The following is an 18,040-nucleotide window of genomic DNA, read 5'->3' as shown; positions in this document are numbered from 1 at the left end:
GCTACAATAACCGACAGAGGCTGATGCCGTTTATACTTAGCAGGATGAACGTTACATTTAACCCAAAGAAACTATGAGAGACGAACGAGATAACAGCAACTATTACCACGGAGGCCTGCATTCGGGCCGCGATGTTTATGACTTTAACCGCGACACCCGCGACGGAGACTTCGGGAAGGAGCACCAGGACCGCTACCGCCATGGCCATAACCCGCGCGATTTCCGTGACCGCCGGGACTTCGACGCCAACCGCTTCCAGACATATCCGAAGCTGGATTACGATATGGAGCAAAACTACTATGAGCACACGCAGGGCAGCGGGCATGAGCTGACCAACGTCCGGCAGCGGTATGGTTTCCCAGGTTTTGAGAGCAGCCATGATGAGAACGATGACCGAATACGGCACATGCAGCGAGAGCGCCGGGCACAGCAGGAGCAAGAATACCGGTCCGGCAGGATGGGAGGTTACAGCGGGTCAGCCTTTGGCGGGGCCAACTACAGCACGCACGGCGATTTTGGCGGGGCTGACCGTTACAATGCCATGAGTGGCAGCGGCGGAAACGCGGAGCACTTGCCCTCCGCCTCAGGGTACGGCAGCGGACACAGCAACAATTCGATGCATCCCGACAGAAGTACCCATACCGACAGGGGGGAGCCAAATTACTTCCATCAGGACCGCAACCCACGCGAGCGGCGCTACTTTGAAGGCAACAACCGGCACCACGATGAGTATGGCCGCCGCACCGACAGAGGCGGCTACTCCAATTATGATCCGAACTACTAAGGCAACAGACGCCTATAAAGCGACAGCACCTACCCTTGGTGGGTGCTGTCGCTTTTATATAGCCATATCTTTTTATACTTTGCTCCCTGTCAAAAACTTGTGTTCCGCATGCTTGTTATAAGTATAACTTTGCCTGTAAGATGAAAAACAGAACTGTTGCCCGCTTGCTCTATGCCGAGGAGACTACCTCCGGTGATTTGGTGGTGCGTCAGCCTTTTCCCACACAACAGGTAAGCCAGCTGGACCCTTTTCTGCTGCTGCATCACCTGGTGGTGGAGATGCCGGAGTACATTATCCCGCGACGCGAGGGGGCAGGGCCGCACCCACACCGTGGCTTTTCGCCGGTTACGTTTGTGTACAGGGGCGGTGTGCACCACCGCGACTCGCGCGGCAACAACAGCGTGGTATATGAAGGCGGTACGCAGTGGATGAACACAGGCAGGGGCATCATCCATAGCGAGCGACCGCCAGAGGATATACTGGAGCGGGGAGGGGTGCAGGAGATCGTCCAGCTCTGGATAAACACACCGGCCGCTCATAAAATGGACCAACCGGAATACATTCCACTGCCCGCCGAAGATACACCAGTTGTGGAGATAGATGGGGGAAAGGTGCAGGTGGTTGCCGGGGAGTTTGAGGGTGTAAAGGGTCCTGTACGACCAAAGTTGCCGGTGCTGGCCCTGCGCCTGGAGCTAAAGGCTGGCGCCAACTATACTTTCCCGGTGCCGCCGGAGTACAATGCCTTTTTATACTTGCTCGATGGTGCTTTGCAGGTAGCTGGGTATGGACAGGTGGAAGGCTTGCATCAGGTAATCTTCAACAGGGATGGGGAAGCCATTACGCTCACAGCCAAAGAAGACACGCGCGCGCTCTTGCTGGCAGGCAAGCCGCTCGAAGAGCCGGTGGTAGCCAACGGGCCTTTTGTGATGAACACCGAAACCGAGATAATGCAGGCCATGCGCGATTACCAGATGGGCAAAATGGGAATCCTGATCGAGGACTAGTATTTTAGTCGTTCATCTGGAGCCAGGCCATGGCAGCCTCGGCGCTGGTAAACTGCTCCACGTGGCCAATCAGGCTATAGTTTTGCTGTGCCCGGCGCAGCAGATCCTCGAACGTGATGTAGCTGAACACATCGGGTTGCACCACGCGCACAAACTTTTGCAGGCTGCTTGCCAGCAACTCAGGTATGATTTCCTTTATGATCCACTGCTGGTCCTCGAAGGTGACATGGGTAAGGCGGCGGGCGTCAACAAACCACAGTTTAATGCCGTGGTCTAGGATAAGCTGCCTGAGGTGGAGGAGCCCCTGGCGATACTCTCCGCTGCTAACACCGCGCAGCCAGGTGACGCAAAGCATGCTCTCCTCGGGTACAAGTTGCAGTTTCAGGTAATCAATAGAACCAGCGGATTCCATGGCAGTGTTTTAGGTAAGGCTACTAGGTTTTAAGATATAACAAGATACGTATTACTATATACTAAAGTGTAATTTTATACTTTGTAGCGGTAATAGAACTCAGAATGGAGAGACAAAACAGATGGCAACTCATAGAATAAGTATAAAAAACATGGTCTGCGACCGCTGCAAACGGGTGGTGGCAGAGGAACTACAGAAACTGGGCTACACGGTGCACCAGGTAAACCTTGGCGAGGCGGAAGTGTCTGCCAACGAAGGCAATCCGGACCTGGAGCAGATCCGGGAGATGCTGGAAAGCAACGGCTTTGAGCTGCTGGATGACCGCAAGACACAGTTGATAGAAAAGGTAAAACTGGCCGTAATTGAGCTTGTGCGCGAGGCAGGAGAAAGCGACCTGCACATCAACACCTCAGACTACATCGCAGAGAAACTCGACCTTGACTATAACTACGTCAGCTCACTGTTCTCCGCTTCCGAGGGCATCACCATAGAGAAATACCTCATTCTGCAGCGCATTGAGCTGGTGAAGGAGCTGTTGGTGTATGATGAACTGAGCCTGAAGGAGATAGCTTATAAGCTTGGTTACAGCAGTGTGGCCCACCTGTCTAACCAGTTTAAAAAAGTAACGGGCCTTACCCCAAGCCATTTTAAAAAGATCAAAAGCGACAAGCGCAAAACACTCGACAAGGTGCAGGAGTAGCCCTGCAAGTATAAAAGCAGAAAGCCGGCAGAGATTTATACTCTCTGCCGGCTTTCTGCTTTTATGAATTTTAAAGTATAAGTTATTTTAGCGTACTGGGGCACACGAAGTTAGTGCGTGGCAGGCTGGTCTCGGCAATGGCTTTGTAGCCCCCTTTGATATCTACCAGGTGCTGGTAACCCCTTGCCCGAAGTATGGACGCCGCGATCATGGAGCGGTAGCCCCCGGCGCAGTGAATGTAGAGGGTCTGGTCTTTGGGCAACTCCGCCAGGTGCTCGTTCAGGTAATCGAGTGGGGCGAAGTGCGCCGCCTGCAGGTGCTCCGCCTCATACTCGCCCGGCTTGCGCACATCCACAATAAAAATGCTGTTGTCCTGCGTATACTTCTCTTCCAGTTCTGCCGCCGTGATGGATGTGATCGTGTCCACTTCCTTGCCTGCCGCTACCCAACTCTGGAAGCCACCCTTCAGGAAGCCGATGGCATGGTCGTAGCCCACACGGGCCAGTCGGGTCACTACTTCCTCCTCACGGCCTTCATCTGCTACAAAAAGTATGGGCTGCTGTATGTCTGGTATCAGGGCGCCGACCCACGGGGCGAAACCACCGTCTATGCCAATGTTGATGCCGTTCGGGATAAAACCTTTGGCGAAGTCCTGGGGCTTGCGCGTATCCAGCACCAAGGCACCCGTTTCGTTGGCTGCCGCCTCAAAGGCCTCCGGCGTCAGCGCCTGCAAGCCCTGGTGCATCACCTGGTCGATACTGGCATAGCCCTCCTTGTTGAGCATCACGTTGAGCGGGAAGTAGTTTGGCGGGGGCAGCAGGCCATCTGTCACCTCTTTCACAAATTCCTCCCTTGTCATGTCGGCTCTTAGGGCGTAGTTGGCTCTCTTCTGGTTGCCCAGCGTATCGAATGTTTCCTTGCTCATGTTCTTGCCACAGGCAGAGCCGGCGCCGTGGGCAGGATATACCACCACCTCATCGGGCAGGGTCATAATTTTGGTGCGCAGCGAGTCGTACAGGTGTCCAGCTAGCTGCTCCTGTGTCAGGTCTGATTTTGCAGCCAGGTCAGGCCTTCCCACGTCACCTATAAAGAGCGTGTCGCCGGAGAAGATGGCATATTCGCGGCCCTGCTCATCCAGCAGCAGGTACGTGGTAGACTCCATGGTATGGCCGGGCGTGTGCAGCACCTTTATCGTCACTTTACCTAGTTTCAGCTCCTCGCCGTCCTGTGCAATATAGGCATCAAACTTTGGTTGGGCGTTTGGTCCAAACACAATCCTGGCGCCGGTTGCTTTCGCCAGGTCCAGGTGCCCGGAAACGAAGTCGGCGTGGAAGTGTGTCTCGAGCACGTACTTTATATCAGCCCCGTCCCTGGCAGCCTTCTCGATGTATGGTTTCACCTCGCGGAGCGGGTCTATGATGGCCGCCTCGCCGTTGCTTTCGATGTAGTAAGCGCCCTGTGCCAGGCAGCCGGTATATATTTGCTCTACTTTCATGGGTGCACGTTTCTGTTGATGATAAAGGCAAATATCGGTAAAATCTATACTTTCTGCAGTGACTTTTATCACAATCATACTTTTGGCACTTGGTGATGTATAAATTCTGAGATGAGAGCATTAAGTAAAAAGCCCCTCCTGCATCAACAGGAGGGGCTTTCTATAAGTTTATACTTTGTTTGTTACTGCAGGGCGGACACTCCCTTAAAGGCGTTCACGCGACCGTGGCCAAAGTATGGATCACGGCCCGGCTTGCCGATGTCGTCGGCAGAGGCGCGTAGAGCTGCTCTTACGTGGGCAGGGTCCATGTCGCCGCCGTTAGCACCGATGATGATGGCCGCTACGCCTGCTGCGTGTGGTGAGGCCATGCTGGTGCCGGCAGACCAGTACCAGCCATTGTTGCCGGTGCTGAACACCAGGTCGAATACGTATGCATACTGTCTTACAGGTCCGATGATGACGATCTCGTTACCTGGATACTCTGCATCGCCACCCGGAGCCGCAAAGTCCACATCGGTTACGCCATAGTTAGAGTAGGAAGCCAGGCCATCCAGATTAGCCGTTAACGGATTCAGGGCCCAGCCAACAGGAGCTGTGGCAGAGATGGAGATAACGTTGGCAGAACCGGAAGGAATGTGAATCAGCGACTTGTCTTTTTGACCGTTGTTAGCGTCGTTTCCGGCCGAGGCAATGAGCGTAACTCCTCGTTGTGTGGCGTAGTTAGTTACTTTGCTGATAGCATTGAGGAGTTCCTGAACAGCCTTAGTGTCGTTGATCACATTGCCGTCCTCATCCAGGAATTTTCCGTTAACCGGAAGCGAGGCACCTAAGCTCATGTTTACCACGTCTGCGCCCATTTCAACGGCATGCAGGATACCTTGCATCATCCAGGAGAAAGAGCCGCTACCAGAGTCGCGCAGTACCTTTACAAGTATAAGCTCAGCCTCTGGCGCCACTCCAATCACACCAAATCCGTTATCGGCTGCGGCTACTGTTCCAGCTGTGTGGGTGCCATGGCTAAAGGTGTTGTTTAGCATGTACTGCAGTTCCTCACCTACTACAAAGCTCCTGCTGGCAGCCAAATCAATATTTGGCGCCAGGTCTGGGTGGTCCAGGTCAAAGCCACCATCCAGAACGGCCACACGAACTCCCTTGCCGCGGTGTCCGGCGTTCCAGGCCTGTGGTGCATCCACTGCATCATGGCCCCACTGCAGCTCAAAGTATGGGTCATTGTCGCCGCTGAAGGGAGGGTCTCCAAACGCTTCAGCATCAAATGCCATCACCTTCATGTCGTCAGGGTTGTACCACTGTATCTCCAAATCAGGCACAACGGTTACGCCCTTTATCTTGCTGGCCTTAGCAGCAAAGGCAGGGTCATCGGAGGTAACGGTGGCGATGCCCACATTTTTCATGATGCCCGTTACGTTGCCTTTCATGCCCTTCACCTGGCTGCTCAGATCAGCTGGCAGCTCACTGCCGGAGGCAATCAGCATGTAGTGGCCTTTTTTGATTTTCACAGCCTGGCTCGCTGCCCCATTGGCAGCATTGGCGGTGGCGTCAGTGTTGAACGCTGTGGAGGGTGTTGCTTGCTCCTCGTCGGGGGTACAAGACAGCAAAAGTCCTAGCGCTAGCATGGGCAATGCAGCACGTTTCGTAAGGTTTTTGTACATAAGAGTTTGTTATAAGGTGAATGGATTGTTTATCGCAACAAATAAGTTTTGTTGCTATTCGACCTTAAACTGAAAAAGTGTACAAAAGGATGATACTTATAGGACTCTGTTTATCTGAAAATGGTAAAAGGATTTATATGGAGGGTGAATGGAGGTATAGAGGGGATGAGCGCCTTATAAATTTATAAGGGTGATGTTGTACCTTTCTATTGATGTTTATACTTTGTTATCACCAAGGCAGCCTGAACCCGAGGCTGATAAATCCTCTCCAATCCGATTTGTCCTCATGCGCTATACCTGCTGTTACAGGCCCGAATGGGGTGAGGTACCCTAGGGTGGCGCTGTAGCCCAGGCGAGTGGTTTTTCCACGCAGCGTACGGTAGCCGTGCAGCAAGCCGGTGTCCATTAGGGTAGAGTTTAGCTGCAGGTACAGCTTTCGTCGCAGGGCTACCTGCACTCCCAGGCCGGCATAAAGCAGGTTATCAGCAGAGTAGGCAAAGGGCTCAGCCGCCCGGAACTCCACCATGTTGGGCAACATCGAAGTATAACCGCCCACCAGGCTTTCCTCGCCTATTGGAAGGTCGTTGTTAGTATACATCACCAGGCCCTGGCGCAGTAGCAGGCTCAGGTTCTTCCGCAGCGGCACAAACCCATTGGCATGAAGCGCTACCCGGAAGTATGCGTCATAATGCTTACTTCCCATACTTTCCTCCAATTCGGCATGCTCTGGCCGTGCCCTTACCGAAAACCTGTTTCCGAAAAAATAGCTTCCCAGCGCCTCGGTGCGCCAGCCGCGGGTAGGGTATACCTGCCTGTCGAGGTTGTTGTGGCGGAAGAAAGTGGAGAGGCTCCAGTTTCTCACTTTTAGCTGCTCCAGGTGGTTGATGTCCACAGTTAGGGTGTCAATGTTCATCTGGCCCGCCACTTGTGGGTAGAGGCGCGAGAGTTTGTATTCCATCTGCTGCCCCAGGGTCCAGGTATTGTTGGTGGTGGTTTGCCAGCCCAGGGTAGCGGTGTTGCTGTTGCGCTGCAGAATCGCAATTTTGTTGCCGTTGTCGTTGAACAGCGGAAGATCGGTTTTGTAATACTGGCTGCCCAGCTTGGCGGCCAGATGATAGCGATACCCCATGTACTTGAGGTAGTTCACGTCGCTGCGGATGTTCTGCCCCAGGTCTACCTCTGCCACAAAGCGGGAGCCCTGCCAGAGCAGGTTGCGGCGCGTCAGGTTTACCGTGGCACCGGCCCTGTTTTCAGAATCATAATAGACAGCGGTTTTTAGCGCTCCCAGGGCCCCATCTTCCAGGTTTACCTGCAAATGATAACCACTGTCGGCAGGCACTAGCGCGTAGGATACCTTATTAAAATGCCCTGTGCCGTACAACACCTCAATGCGGTTCTCGATGGTGCTGACGGTGGTCGGTTCGTTTTCCCGGAGACGCAGGCGGCGGCGCAGGATGCGCTTTGGGGTGGTTTTCGAGCCACTGATCAAGATTTGGTTCAGCAGCACGGAGTCCTGCAGCGTGCCCAGGTCAGGCTCGTGCATCGGCTCCCGGAACGAGTTAAAGTAGGTGGCCAGGCTACGGAGGCTGTCTTCGTACTGGCGTGCCACCGATTCCCCAATCTCGATAATCTTCTCGGTATCAGTGAAGCTGCTGGTTTTGTACCCTTCCAGGTAAGGCAGCACGTCTATGAGCAGGTCTGTCTTCTTTTTCTCGCTCTCCAGGTTGGAGGCGCTCGTGAAAAAGGTGGCCTGCACCAGCACGTCCAGCATGGTCTTGAGGTTCTGCTCCGGCTCCAGCCCGCCGCCCACGTTCACACCAATCACAAAGTCTGCGCCCATATCAATGGCCTCCTGCACCGGAAAATTCTGCACCAGCCCGCCATCCACAAGCAAGCGGCCATCCAGCTTAATAGGAGTGAAAACAGTGGGTATGGCCATACTGGCACGCAAGGCCTCTGGCAGAAAGCCCTGCTGCAGCACCACCTTCTGGCCGGTAACCATGTCGGTGGCTACGCAGGCAAACGGAATAGGCAGCTTGCGGAAATCCTGGGTGCTGTGGGCGCCGCGTGTCAGCCGGATGAGCAGGTTGTTGAGCGCCTGCCCTTCTATCAGGCCGCTCGGGAAGCTGATCCGGGTACCGTTTACTGGTAGCTCCAGCAGATAGCGGCTATAATACTCCTTTTCCTCGAACGCGATCTGGCTCAGGGGCACCTGGTTGCTCAGCAGCATTTCCCAGTCCTGCTCCAGGGCAATTTGCTCGATCTCACTGGCTGAGTAGCCCAAAGCATACAGCGCACCCACCAGGCTGCCCATACTGGTACCTGTCACATAGTCCGGACGGATGCCCGCCTCCTCCAGCACCTTCAGAAACCCGATATGGGCCATGCCCTTGGCCCCGCCGCCGCTCAGCACCAACCCAATTTTGGGGCGCTTGGCGGGACGCTCTGGCAAAGCTTGGGCTCCTACCTGCGCGGGCACGAAAGTATAAAGCAGTAGCAATAGCAGTAACAGGTAGTGCCTCATCAGCCTCAGAGAATATTATACTTTTATCCTAACCTCCACTAAAGGAGTTTAGTACAGGAGCCACGGAGCCGGAAAGTTAAGCAATTCTGAGCAAGCAGCTAATGTATAAAACTGTTTCTGAGGGAAGGGGCATAAAAAAGCCAGCCCTGGTGGGGGCTGGCTTCTGTAAAGTATAGCTGGTCCTTACGCCGCCTCATTGCGGATTTTGTAACCCGAGAAGCCATAGTACATGATGTACAGGTAGCAAAGCAGGGGCACCAGGAAAGAAATCTGCAAATCGCCGGTAATGTCGGCTACGGCACCCTGAATCGGAGGCAGCACGGCGCCACCCACAATGGCCATCACCAGCAGCGAGGAAGCCTGGCTGGTGTGCACACCCAGGCCTTTGATGGCCAGCGTGAAGATGGTCGGGAACATGATGGAGTTAAACAGGCCGATGGAGATAACCGCCCACATGGCCACAGAACCTGTGGCAAAGCACGTGATAAGCAATAGCACCACTACCGTAGCGGCAAAGTAACCCAGCGTTCTGCTCGGGATGAATTTGCCCAGCATCAGCACCATAAAGTTCAGGGCTATAAGGCCCAGCACGATCAGCGCCTCATTCAGACCATAGGCCAGGAACAGCAGCACAAACACCAGCGCCGTTATGCCGCCCATAGCCACGTATTTACCGCTCGAGTTCTTGGTGTCGGACAGGGCAATAGCTCCGAAGAAACGGCCCACCATGGCGCCTCCCCAATAAAAGGCCAGGAAGTGACCGGCCTGCGCCTCATTCAACCCGGCAATCTCAGGCAACATGAAGAAGTTGATAAGCGCGCTGCCAATCGATACCTCGCCTCCCACATAAGCAAAAATACAGATGATACCGAGCAGCAGGTGGCGGTGTTGCAGCGCCTCAGCACCCGGTTTAATCTCGTCGCCGGAATGGATGTTGGGCAGCTTGGCCACTTTGATGAGCAGGGCAATGGCCAGTAAAGCAGCCGCTAAGCCCAGATAAGGCATCTTTACAGACTCAGCACCGGTTTGGGCGGCATCCACTGCTCCGAAAATAAGGTAGCCGCCGATAATAGGAGCCACTGTCGTTCCCAGGGAGTTAAGTGCCTGCGTCATGTTCAGGCGGCTGGCTGCCCCTTCAGGCGGGCCAAGTATAGCTACGTAAGGGTTGGCCGCAATCTGAAGTATGGTGATGCCCGAGGCAAGTATAAACAGAGCACCCAGGAAAAAGCCATAGCTATGAAAGGAGGCCGACGGGTAGAAAAGCGTACATCCCACTGCAGCCACTACCAGGCCCACAATGATACCGTTCTTGTAACCGATGCGGCGAATAGGGTCACCCTTGGTAACGGAAAGTATAAAGTATAGCAGCGATACAAAAAAGTAGGCACCAAAGAAGGCCGTCTGGATAAGCATGGCCTGCCACAGCTCCAGGGTAAACGCCTGTTGTAATTTTGGAATCAGGATGTCGTTGAGGCAGGTAATAAAGCCCCACATAAAGAAGAGCATGGTTACCGTCACAAGCGGACCCTTGTAATTGGTGGTAAGGGCCTGTGCCGGTGGTGTATTAATATCGGTGTGCGTTGAGCCAGCCATATAGTCTGATGAAAGTTTAAAATTAGAGTTGAGTAAGTGTAAGTATAGTTTGCTGCGCGTTGGGCTGCATCGTTCGGTTAGTAATGCTCTTCAGGCGCAACAAGCGCCATTTTTTGGTTATAGTATGGAATCAGGTTAATCATTCCGCACCGAGAGCCGGTACAGCGTCTGCTGCCGGTAGGTTTCGCCGGGCCGTAGTATGGCAGACGGGAAAGCCGGTTGGTTCGGAGAATCAGGGAAGTGCTGCGTTTCGAGGCAGAAGGCATAGTGCTTGGTATAAGCCTGGCCCTCTTTGCCGGTAAGCGATCCGTCCAGGAAGTTGCCAGTGTAGAACTGTATGCCGGGTTGGGAGGTGTATACTTCCAGCACACGCCCTGAAACAGGCTCAAACACCTCGGCCGCCTTGGTTATACTTCCTTCGGTGTTAGGGAGCACATAGTTATGGTCGTAGCCGCCACCCGGAATCTGCTGCAGGTGTTTGCCAATCGGCTGAGGCTCCCGAAGGTCCATCAGGGTGCCCGCCATGCTGGCCAGTTCCCCCGTTGGGATAAAGGTAGCATCAGCCGGGGTGTAGGTAGCGGCATTTATCTGAATGATATGGCTGCTTATGTCGCTGCTTTTGCCAGCCGAAAGGTTAAAGTAGCTGTGGTTGGTCAGGTTTACAGGCGTGGCTTTGTCGGTAGTGGCGCTGTAGTCTATTTGCAGTGCATTGTCCTCAGTTAAGGTATAAATTACCGTGGCTGTCAGGTTGCCCGGGTAGCCTTCTTCCCCGTCCGGGCTGTGGTACGTTAGCTTCAGGGCATTCTGCTGAGGGAGTTCCTCCGCCTGCCACACCACCCGGTCGAAGCCCACGTTGCCGCCGTGCAGGTGGTGCGGTGGGTCGTTTACCGGTAAAGTATATTCCTGCCCGTCCAGCGTGAACTTGCCCCTGGCGATGCGGTTGGCAAAACGCCCCACAATACCACCAAAGTGCGGATCATTAGGAATATAACCTTCAAGTTCGGAAAAACCTGCCACCACGTCCCCCATCCCGCCATTTTTATCAGGTGTTACAAAGGAGGTAACAATGGCGCCGTAGTTCGTGATCTTGACTAGAAGGCCCTGCTGGTTGGTAAGGGTATACAGGTATACTTGCTCTCCGCCCGGCGCAGTACCAAAGGATTCTTTCTGTATATGCATGCTATGTTGTTAGTAATGTGGGTGATGCCTTTTGCCTCCCTTTCAGCCTACGGCATACTTATTTTCGTAGCCAGGGTGCCTGTCGCGGAGTTGGGCAAAATCGGGTTATAAGTTAGCTCGTTTAGCCCAGAAAGCCAATAAGTGCGGGAGGAATATGGGAAATTCTAGTCAAAATTGAGCGCTAACTTACCGCCTGCGGGAAGCTTTTCCAGAGCCGAGGCAGTTTCTTCGGCAGGGGAGGGGGCCAGGCTGCTGGCTAACACGCGCACACGTTTGCGCAACGAGGCAGATTCCTGTTTCTCAGGGAGATGAAACAGCTTGTGCAGCTTGTCGATGGCTTTGTAGGTGAGCTTGTAAACGGATTTCTGGTCGATGCCCATGATATCGGCCATCTCATCGTACTGCAGGCCTGTGTAGTATTTTAAAAAGATAACCTCGCGCTGACGCTCCGGCAATTTGGTTAGCAACTGGCTGATGCGCTGGCTGTCCAGATCAGAGGTCTGCAGTTTAATGAGTTCTGCCTCATAAGATGCCTCAGTGCCTAGTTGGGAGTCATCGGGGAGGGACTGAAACTTGCTGATAAAAGTGGCTTTTTTGGCAAGCTCACACCGGAAAGCCTTTAGCAGGTAATTGCGCACACTGGGAGGCGTGGAGAGGTTCTGCCTGCTCTTCCATACCTGAAAAAAAACCTGCTGCACGCAATCTTTCACCAGATCCGGGTCAGAAGAAAGGCGGTGCCCATAGCGAAGCATGACAGGAGCATAGCGCCTGTACAGCAAGGTGAAATCGTGCTCGCTCCCTTCCCTAAACCTTTTCCATATTTCCAGCTCTTCCATACGAACCGTCGTAGTAATTGCGGCAGCCAGCCTGCAGCACTGTGCTTCTCCTCCGGCCTGGCAGTCCTTTTTAAGCGGCAGATACGGCAAATTTAGAAATATTGTGATACAATAAAAACTATAATAAGTTGCACACAGGTTAGTGTCAGAACAACGACCGGCTTAGGTGCTGTGCTGCAGTAGGTTAGTGAGTAAATTGTTTTGAAGGCAGTGTATTAGTACTCACTCATTTTACTTGATTGCCATACCTGGTAGGCGTAAATCTGATACCAAAAGTAACCATAGCGGCTGCGGGTAAAGTATAAATGAGGTGCATGCTCTGAACATCAGCATAACACAAGACTCATGCGTGAATTTTTTTACTGGCTTTCCGACCATACAGGGCTTTCTGCCGAATTTTTTGCTCAGTTGCTTTACTCGGTAGGGGTTCTCCTTGTACTGTGGCTTATCAGTTTGTTTTTGCAGCGCTTCATCAACAGGCATCAGGCCGATATCCGGAAGCGATACCAGTGGCGAAAAGCTACCAACTACAGCATCACGGTGCTTGGCTTAATCTTCCTGACCTACATCTGGTTCGATGGTTTCCGCTCTATTGCCACCTTTCTGGGACTGCTCTCAGCAGGTTTGGTGCTGGCTCTCCGCGAGCCTGTGCTTAACATGGCTGGCTGGGTCTTCATTATCTGGAAGCGCCCGTTCCATGTCGGCGACCGCATCCAGATTGGGGAGCATGTGGGGGATGTGATTGACCTGCGCTTGTTTCAGTTTACGCTGAACGAGCTGCAGGGCTGGGTGAAGGCCGACCAGGCGACCGGACGCGTGGTGAATATCCCGAACATGAAGGTGTTTACAGAGCCGCAGGCGAATTACAATTTCGGATTTCCGTTTGTGTGGGAGGAGGTATCGGTGCGCATCACCTTTGAGAGCAACTGGCAGAAGGCAAAAGGCATACTTTACGAAATCATGCACGAACATGCCGAACAGCTGACAGAAGCTGCCCGGGAGCAGGTAAGGCGGCAGTCGCAGCAGCACCTCATTTTCTACAATAACCTGGATCCGCGCCTCTACACCAGTGTGCGTGAAAACGGTATCGAGCTGACGATGCGCTTTGTGTGCAGCATGATGCGGCGGCGCCAAAGTGCCCACCTGATATGGGAGGATGTGCTCACCAAGTTCATGAGTGCGCCTGACATCCAGTTTGCGTTGCCGGCCACCCGCTTCTACCGCGGCGACGGCGGCCAGGAGCCAACAGACATACCCAGACGGGAGTAAGATTATACTTCCTCGTTGAAGTATAAGGTCCAGAACCTGATTTTGCCGGATAAATGAAGTATATTTCTGAACCTCTTTAAAATAAAAGACCGCCATCAGGAAAGGGGCGGTCTTTTTACTTTATACTTTGGGTGCGGCTAAGCAGCGGCGACGTTTTGTGCTGTTACGTAGAAGTTCGGGTCTACCTCCAGCTTCGACTTCTTCTTTTTAAGCTTCAGCTCCTGCCAGGCGGTAGTGGGTTCCAGCCACTGTGTCTCGCCATTCACCGTCACCCTTACCGGCATGTCGAACGTGTCCACCGTATTGGCCCAGCGGTACTGCAGTGTCTTGCCGTTCACCTTATACTCCAACCTTGGGATGCGCACATCGCGCAGATACTGATCGAAAACCGGGGTCAGGTCGCGGCCGACGTGCTGGCTCAGGTAACCCTCAATCTGCTGCGTGGTCACGGTCTGGTGGTAGAAATCCTTGTTGAGGCCGCGCAGGATGCTACGCCACTTCTCGTCGTTGTTCACGATCTGGCGCAGGTTGTGCAGCATGTTGGAGCCCTTGGGGTACATGTCGCCGGAGCCTTCCTTGTTCACGTTGTACACGCCAATAATTGGAATGTCATTCTGGATGATGTTGCGCAGCCCAATAACGTACTCGTTAGCCGCCTGGGTGCCGTAGTGGTAATCCAGGAAAAGCGACTCGGAGTAGTTGGTGAAGCTCTCATGTATCCACATATCGGCCACGTCCTTGTAGGTGATGTTGTTGGCAAACCACTCGTGCCCGGCCTCATGGATGATGATGAAGTCGAACTTCAGGCCCCAGCCGGTGCCACTCAGGTCGCGGCCCCGGTAACCGTTCTGGTAACCGTTGCCATAGGTCACCGCGCTCTGGTGCTCCATGCCCAGGTAAGGTACCTCTATCAGTTTAAAGCCGTCCTCATAAAAAGGATAAGGGCCAAACCAGTGCTCGAACGCCTCCAACATCTGGTGCGTCTGCGCCCATTGCTTTTTTGCCTTGTCCAGGTTGTAGCGCAGCGGGAAGAAGTTCAGGGCCAGCTCTCCTTTCTCTCCCTTGTAGGTTTCCGCGTAATGGGCATAATCCCCGATACTCAGGTTCACGCCATAGTTGTTGATGGGGTTGGCGACGTACCAATGGTAGGTTTTGCTGCCATCGGCATGCTCCTGCACGCCTTTAAGTTGCCCGTTGCTCACGTCCATGAGGCCCTTCGGGGCACGCACGCTGATGCGCATGCTGTCGGGCTCGTCGTACATGTGGTCTTTGCAGGGCCACCACAAGCTGGCGCCGTCGCCCTGGTTGGAGTTGGCTACCCAAGGCTTCCCGTTGGCGTCCTGCGCCCAGGTAATGCCGCCGCTCCAGGGTGGGTTCTCGCTTACCTGCGGCTTGCCGCTGTAGTATACTTTTATCTCGCCTTCCGTGCCCGCCTGCTGCGGTTCCTGCAGCTGCACAAACCAGGCGTTGCCATCCTGCTGTACCGGCACGTCCTTGCCCTGCTGCGTCACACGGCTAATGCGCATGGGCGGCTGCAAATCCACTTGCATGCGCTGCTGATTTGGCTCCAGCACTTTATAGCGGATGGTGTTGCTGCCCGAGATGCTGCTGTCCTGCGGGTTTACGGCGATGTCGAGGTGGTAAAAGGTGAGGTCCCACCAGGCGCGCTCGGGCGTGATGCTGCCGCGCAGGGTATCCTGCCGGGTGAACTCCTGTGCCTGCGCAGCGGCGGTGCCAAGGCAAAGTATACTTCCCAGAGCCATTGTTCGTAGCAAGTGGCGTGTTTTCATGAACAAGCGTTTTGTGTTGGTATGAAAAAAAACATCCTGCCTAAAATAAACATTAAGCAGGATGCGCTAGCTAAGATAGCTGATTTATACTTTCGGGCAACACGGTTGCCGCCATTTATACGTGTTACACGGGATGCACCATGTCCTTGTACTCGGGGTAGCGCTCAATGTAGGCCTCCACCACCGGGCAGGAGGGGATGATTTTATAGTTGTTCGACCGGGCGAACTCCAGTCCCTCTTTTACCAGTTTTCCTGCCAGGCCTTTTCCGCGCTGGCTGTCGGGCACGTACGTGTGCTCGAAGTCGATGATCTGCTCCTCGGTGTAAAAGTAAGTCAGCTCCGCATCTTCCTCTCCGAAGGATACATAGAACCGGAGGTCCTCCTCGTCATGAATAATATTATGGCTCATATTTCAGTTTATTAGTCTGTATACTTTAACGCTTGCCGAAGTTACTTGTTCGGCCTATTGCCGTGGTTTGGCGCGCTCATATTGCGGTGGCCAGGTATGATCGGCACCGAGTTCCTGCGCCGCGTGCATCGGGAAGTAGGGGTCGCGGAGCAGCTCACGGGCCAGCAGCACCACATCGGCCTGCCCGCTGGCCAGTACCTCCTCCGCCTGCCTGGCCTCTGTTATCATACCCACAGCACCCGTCAGAATCCCCGCCTCTTGCTTCACCTGCTCGGCAAACTTCACCTGGTAGCCCGGTCCAACGGGAATAGAGGCGCGCGGCACGTTGCCTCCGGTGGAGCAATCAATCAGGTCGACGCCCAGCCTCTTCAGTTCTTTTGCCAGCGCTACAGAGTCATCCACCGTCCAGCCGCCTTCTGTCCAGTCGGTGGCGGAGATGCGCACGAGGAGCGGGAGGTCCTCGGGCCATACCTGGCGCACGCGTTCAGTTACCTCCAGCAGCAGCCGGATGCGGTTTTCAAACGAGCCGCCATACTTGTCGGTACGCTGGTTGCTGATAGGGGAGTAAAACTCGTGCAAAAGGTACCCGTGGGCGGCATGTATCTCCGCCACTTTAAAGCCGGCTTCCAGCGAGCGCCTGGCGGCCGCCTCAAAGGCATCGATCACGTTTTCAATTTCGGGCAGCGAGAGTGCGTGCGGCACAGGGCCGTTTTCGGAGAAAACGATAGCGCTGGGAGCTACGGTTTGCCAGCCATTTTCCTCCTCCGGGAAGATGGGGCCGCCGCCTTCCCAGGGTCGGTGGCTGCTGGCCTTTCGGCCAGCGTGTGCCAGTTGGATGCCCGGCACAGCACCTTGCTCCGAAATAAACTTTGTGATGCGCTGGAGCCCTTCAATATGTTCGTCTTTCCAGATGCCCAGATCGTGGGGAGAGATGCGCCCTTCCGGCACCACAGCCGTGGCTTCCGAAAGCACAAGAGCGGCCCCGCCCACGGCACGGCTGCCCAGGTGCACCAGGTGCCAGTCGGTGGCAAACCCATCCTGGCTGCTATACATGCACATGGGCGATACAGCAATCCGGTTTCTTAAGGTGATGCCGCGCAGGGTGAGGGGGGAGAAAAGTATAGACATAGTATAAATTCGATTTTAAAAGTATAATTCGATACCAGTTAACAGATACCCCGCTGCATGGTTTCGGGTTTAGCAGTATAATGCAGGGCCGCACCAGGAGCAGCGGCGTAGGTGCTAGTGTGCTGCCTCGGCCAATATGCGGTTCAGGTCCGTCAGGATGCTGCCCACGTCGCGGATGGTGCGGTCGGTGCGGATGCTGCGCAAGGTGCCCAGGCAGTGGTTTTGCAACTTTTCAGCCTCCTGTATACTTGCCAGCAGGGCCGGGCGGTGCTTCTCCGGAGGACCCACCATCGTTTGGCTAAACAGGCTGATGCAAACAGCTGTGGCTTCCATGGCCAGTTGCAGCGCCTGCGTGTCCTGCAGTTCGCTCTCGAAGATGCGGCCAGAGTTAAGGTCAGCGATGCCGCGGCGGATACCCCTGATTTGTGTGGTGATATGCTCAAGCCGCTTCACGCCTATGGCCAGGCGGCTGAGCCGTGTGCGCTTGGGCGTCAGGAAAGGGTTATACTTCAGGCTCTGCTCGGCCAGTCCCAGCGATTTTATACTTTGCTCCGTGGCGGCAATGAGCGCGTCTGTTTCCTGGCGGCCCACCAGTTGCCCTTTGTCGGTTTGCCGTAGCTGCCTTGCCAGAAACTGCAGTGTCTTGGTGCCCTGCTCGCCCAGCGCCAGCATGCTGTTCTCTACCTCCGGGATGGCGTTCTGCGGCACGATCAAAGCGTTAATCAGCACTGCCACCACCGAGCCTACGACGGTCTCCACGATGCGCTCCACCGCATAGCCATCCTCCTGCAGCCCGAATGCCAGCACCAGCAGGGAACTGACCGCCACCTGCGATACAATCTGCGGGTTCATGCGCAACGCCCTGGAGATGCCCATCCCGATGATGATGACCAGGAAGATAGAGAGCGTGCTGATGCTGAGCCAGTGCCCGATCAGCAGGCTTACGGCCACGCCACCGATAATGCCGATGATGCGCTGGGTGGCTTTCTCCACGGAGTCGGCCACGGTAACCTGTACGGTAAGGATGGAGGCCAGCGGCGCAAAGAAAGGATACTCAGAGCCCAGCACGGTGGTTGCCACAACCCACGACACGGTGGCGGCCAGTGCCGTTTTCACTATCTGCAGGGTCAGCCCGATGCGGGCGAAGAAGTTTATGACTTGGGGCATACAAACCTATACCATGGACAAGCCCTAAAGTTATAAAATAGAGCTGAGACGAGCGGTAGGATGGGTGAAGGCAGGGGGCG

The 18,040-nt window shown here is 54.6% G+C and carries 15 protein-coding genes; 4 read left to right on the top strand and 11 right to left on the bottom strand.

Annotated elements, in window-relative coordinates; genetic code table 11:
- The first annotated feature begins 73 nt into the window (after positions 1-73).
- Together BM040_RS03990 and BM040_RS03985 are read left to right on the top strand one after the other, a co-directional pair.
- On the top strand, positions 74-784 hold the full coding sequence (locus BM040_RS03990) for a hypothetical protein (protein ID WP_092099180.1): 711 nt from the start codon (positions 74-76) through the stop codon (positions 782-784).
- A gap of 140 nt (positions 785-924) precedes the next feature.
- On the top strand, positions 925-1,788 hold the full coding sequence (locus tag BM040_RS03985) for a pirin family protein (RefSeq protein ID WP_092099179.1): 864 nt from the start codon (positions 925-927) through the stop codon (positions 1,786-1,788).
- A 4-nt stretch (positions 1,789-1,792) separates the two neighbouring features.
- Here the strand turns inward: BM040_RS03985 and BM040_RS03980 are convergent, their stop codons facing one another.
- On the bottom strand, positions 1,793-2,200 hold the full coding sequence (locus BM040_RS03980; RefSeq protein ID WP_092099178.1) for a hypothetical protein: 408 nt from the start codon (positions 2,198-2,200) through the stop codon (positions 1,793-1,795).
- A gap of 121 nt (positions 2,201-2,321) precedes the next feature.
- Here BM040_RS03980 and BM040_RS03975 point away from each other — a divergent pair, with 121 nt between their 5' ends.
- Complete coding sequence (locus BM040_RS03975; RefSeq protein ID WP_092099177.1) at positions 2,322-2,900, top strand: AraC family transcriptional regulator; 579 nt, start codon at positions 2,322-2,324, stop codon at positions 2,898-2,900.
- An 82-nt stretch (positions 2,901-2,982) separates the two neighbouring features.
- On the opposite strand, the gene BM040_RS03970 is transcribed toward BM040_RS03975, so the two are convergent.
- The 6 genes from BM040_RS03970 to BM040_RS03945 form a co-directional block, all read right to left on the bottom strand.
- A complete protein-coding gene (locus BM040_RS03970) occupies positions 2,983-4,395 on the bottom strand; it encodes an MBL fold metallo-hydrolase (RefSeq protein ID WP_092099176.1) in 1,413 nt (470 codons plus the stop codon).
- Between the two features lie 182 nt (positions 4,396-4,577).
- Positions 4,578-6,065, bottom strand: coding sequence for a S8 family peptidase (locus tag BM040_RS03965; RefSeq protein WP_092099175.1), 1,488 nt, complete (start codon positions 6,063-6,065; stop codon positions 4,578-4,580).
- A 229-nt stretch (positions 6,066-6,294) separates the two neighbouring features.
- A complete protein-coding gene (locus BM040_RS03960; protein WP_092099174.1) occupies positions 6,295-8,589 on the bottom strand; it encodes a patatin-like phospholipase family protein in 2,295 nt (764 codons plus the stop codon).
- Between the two features lie 183 nt (positions 8,590-8,772).
- Positions 8,773-10,182, bottom strand: coding sequence for a sugar MFS transporter (locus tag BM040_RS03955; RefSeq protein ID WP_092099173.1), 1,410 nt, complete (start codon positions 10,180-10,182; stop codon positions 8,773-8,775).
- A gap of 135 nt (positions 10,183-10,317) precedes the next feature.
- Positions 10,318-11,361, bottom strand: coding sequence for an aldose epimerase family protein (locus BM040_RS03950; RefSeq protein ID WP_092099172.1), 1,044 nt, complete (start codon positions 11,359-11,361; stop codon positions 10,318-10,320).
- Between the two features lie 164 nt (positions 11,362-11,525).
- Positions 11,526-12,197 (bottom strand): RNA polymerase sigma factor, encoded by a 672-nt coding sequence (locus BM040_RS03945; protein WP_139217755.1) that lies wholly within the window; start codon positions 12,195-12,197, stop codon positions 11,526-11,528.
- 345 nt (positions 12,198-12,542) lie between these two features.
- Here BM040_RS03945 and BM040_RS03940 point away from each other — a divergent pair, with 345 nt between their 5' ends.
- Positions 12,543-13,466, top strand: a complete 924-nt coding sequence (locus BM040_RS03940) for a mechanosensitive ion channel family protein (RefSeq protein ID WP_092099170.1) — start codon at positions 12,543-12,545, stop codon at positions 13,464-13,466.
- A 137-nt stretch (positions 13,467-13,603) separates the two neighbouring features.
- Here the strand turns inward: BM040_RS03940 and BM040_RS03935 are convergent, their stop codons facing one another.
- The 4 genes from BM040_RS03935 to BM040_RS03920 all read right to left on the bottom strand — a co-directional run bounded on the left by BM040_RS03935 (position 13,604) and on the right by BM040_RS03920 (position 17,960).
- A complete protein-coding gene (locus BM040_RS03935) occupies positions 13,604-15,256 on the bottom strand; it encodes a M1 family metallopeptidase (protein WP_092099169.1) in 1,653 nt (550 codons plus the stop codon).
- A 124-nt stretch (positions 15,257-15,380) separates the two neighbouring features.
- The gene (locus BM040_RS03930) at positions 15,381-15,665 is read right to left on the bottom strand and encodes a GNAT family N-acetyltransferase (RefSeq protein WP_092099168.1); all 285 of its coding nucleotides are present in this window, start codon (positions 15,663-15,665) and stop codon (positions 15,381-15,383) included.
- Positions 15,666-15,719: 54 nt separating this feature from the next.
- Positions 15,720-16,793, bottom strand: a complete 1,074-nt coding sequence (gene namA / locus BM040_RS03925; RefSeq protein ID WP_092099167.1) for an NADPH dehydrogenase NamA — start codon at positions 16,791-16,793, stop codon at positions 15,720-15,722.
- Positions 16,794-16,907: 114 nt separating this feature from the next.
- A complete protein-coding gene (locus tag BM040_RS03920; protein WP_092099166.1) occupies positions 16,908-17,960 on the bottom strand; it encodes an FUSC family protein in 1,053 nt (350 codons plus the stop codon).
- Positions 17,961-18,040: the final 80 nt, after the last annotated feature.

The organism is Pontibacter chinhatensis (genome assembly GCF_900113285.1).
GTDB lineage: Bacteria > Bacteroidota > Bacteroidia > Cytophagales > Hymenobacteraceae > Pontibacter > Pontibacter chinhatensis.
Note: the sequence above shows the minus strand (reverse complement) of the source record. Positions and strands in the feature narration are given on the sequence as shown.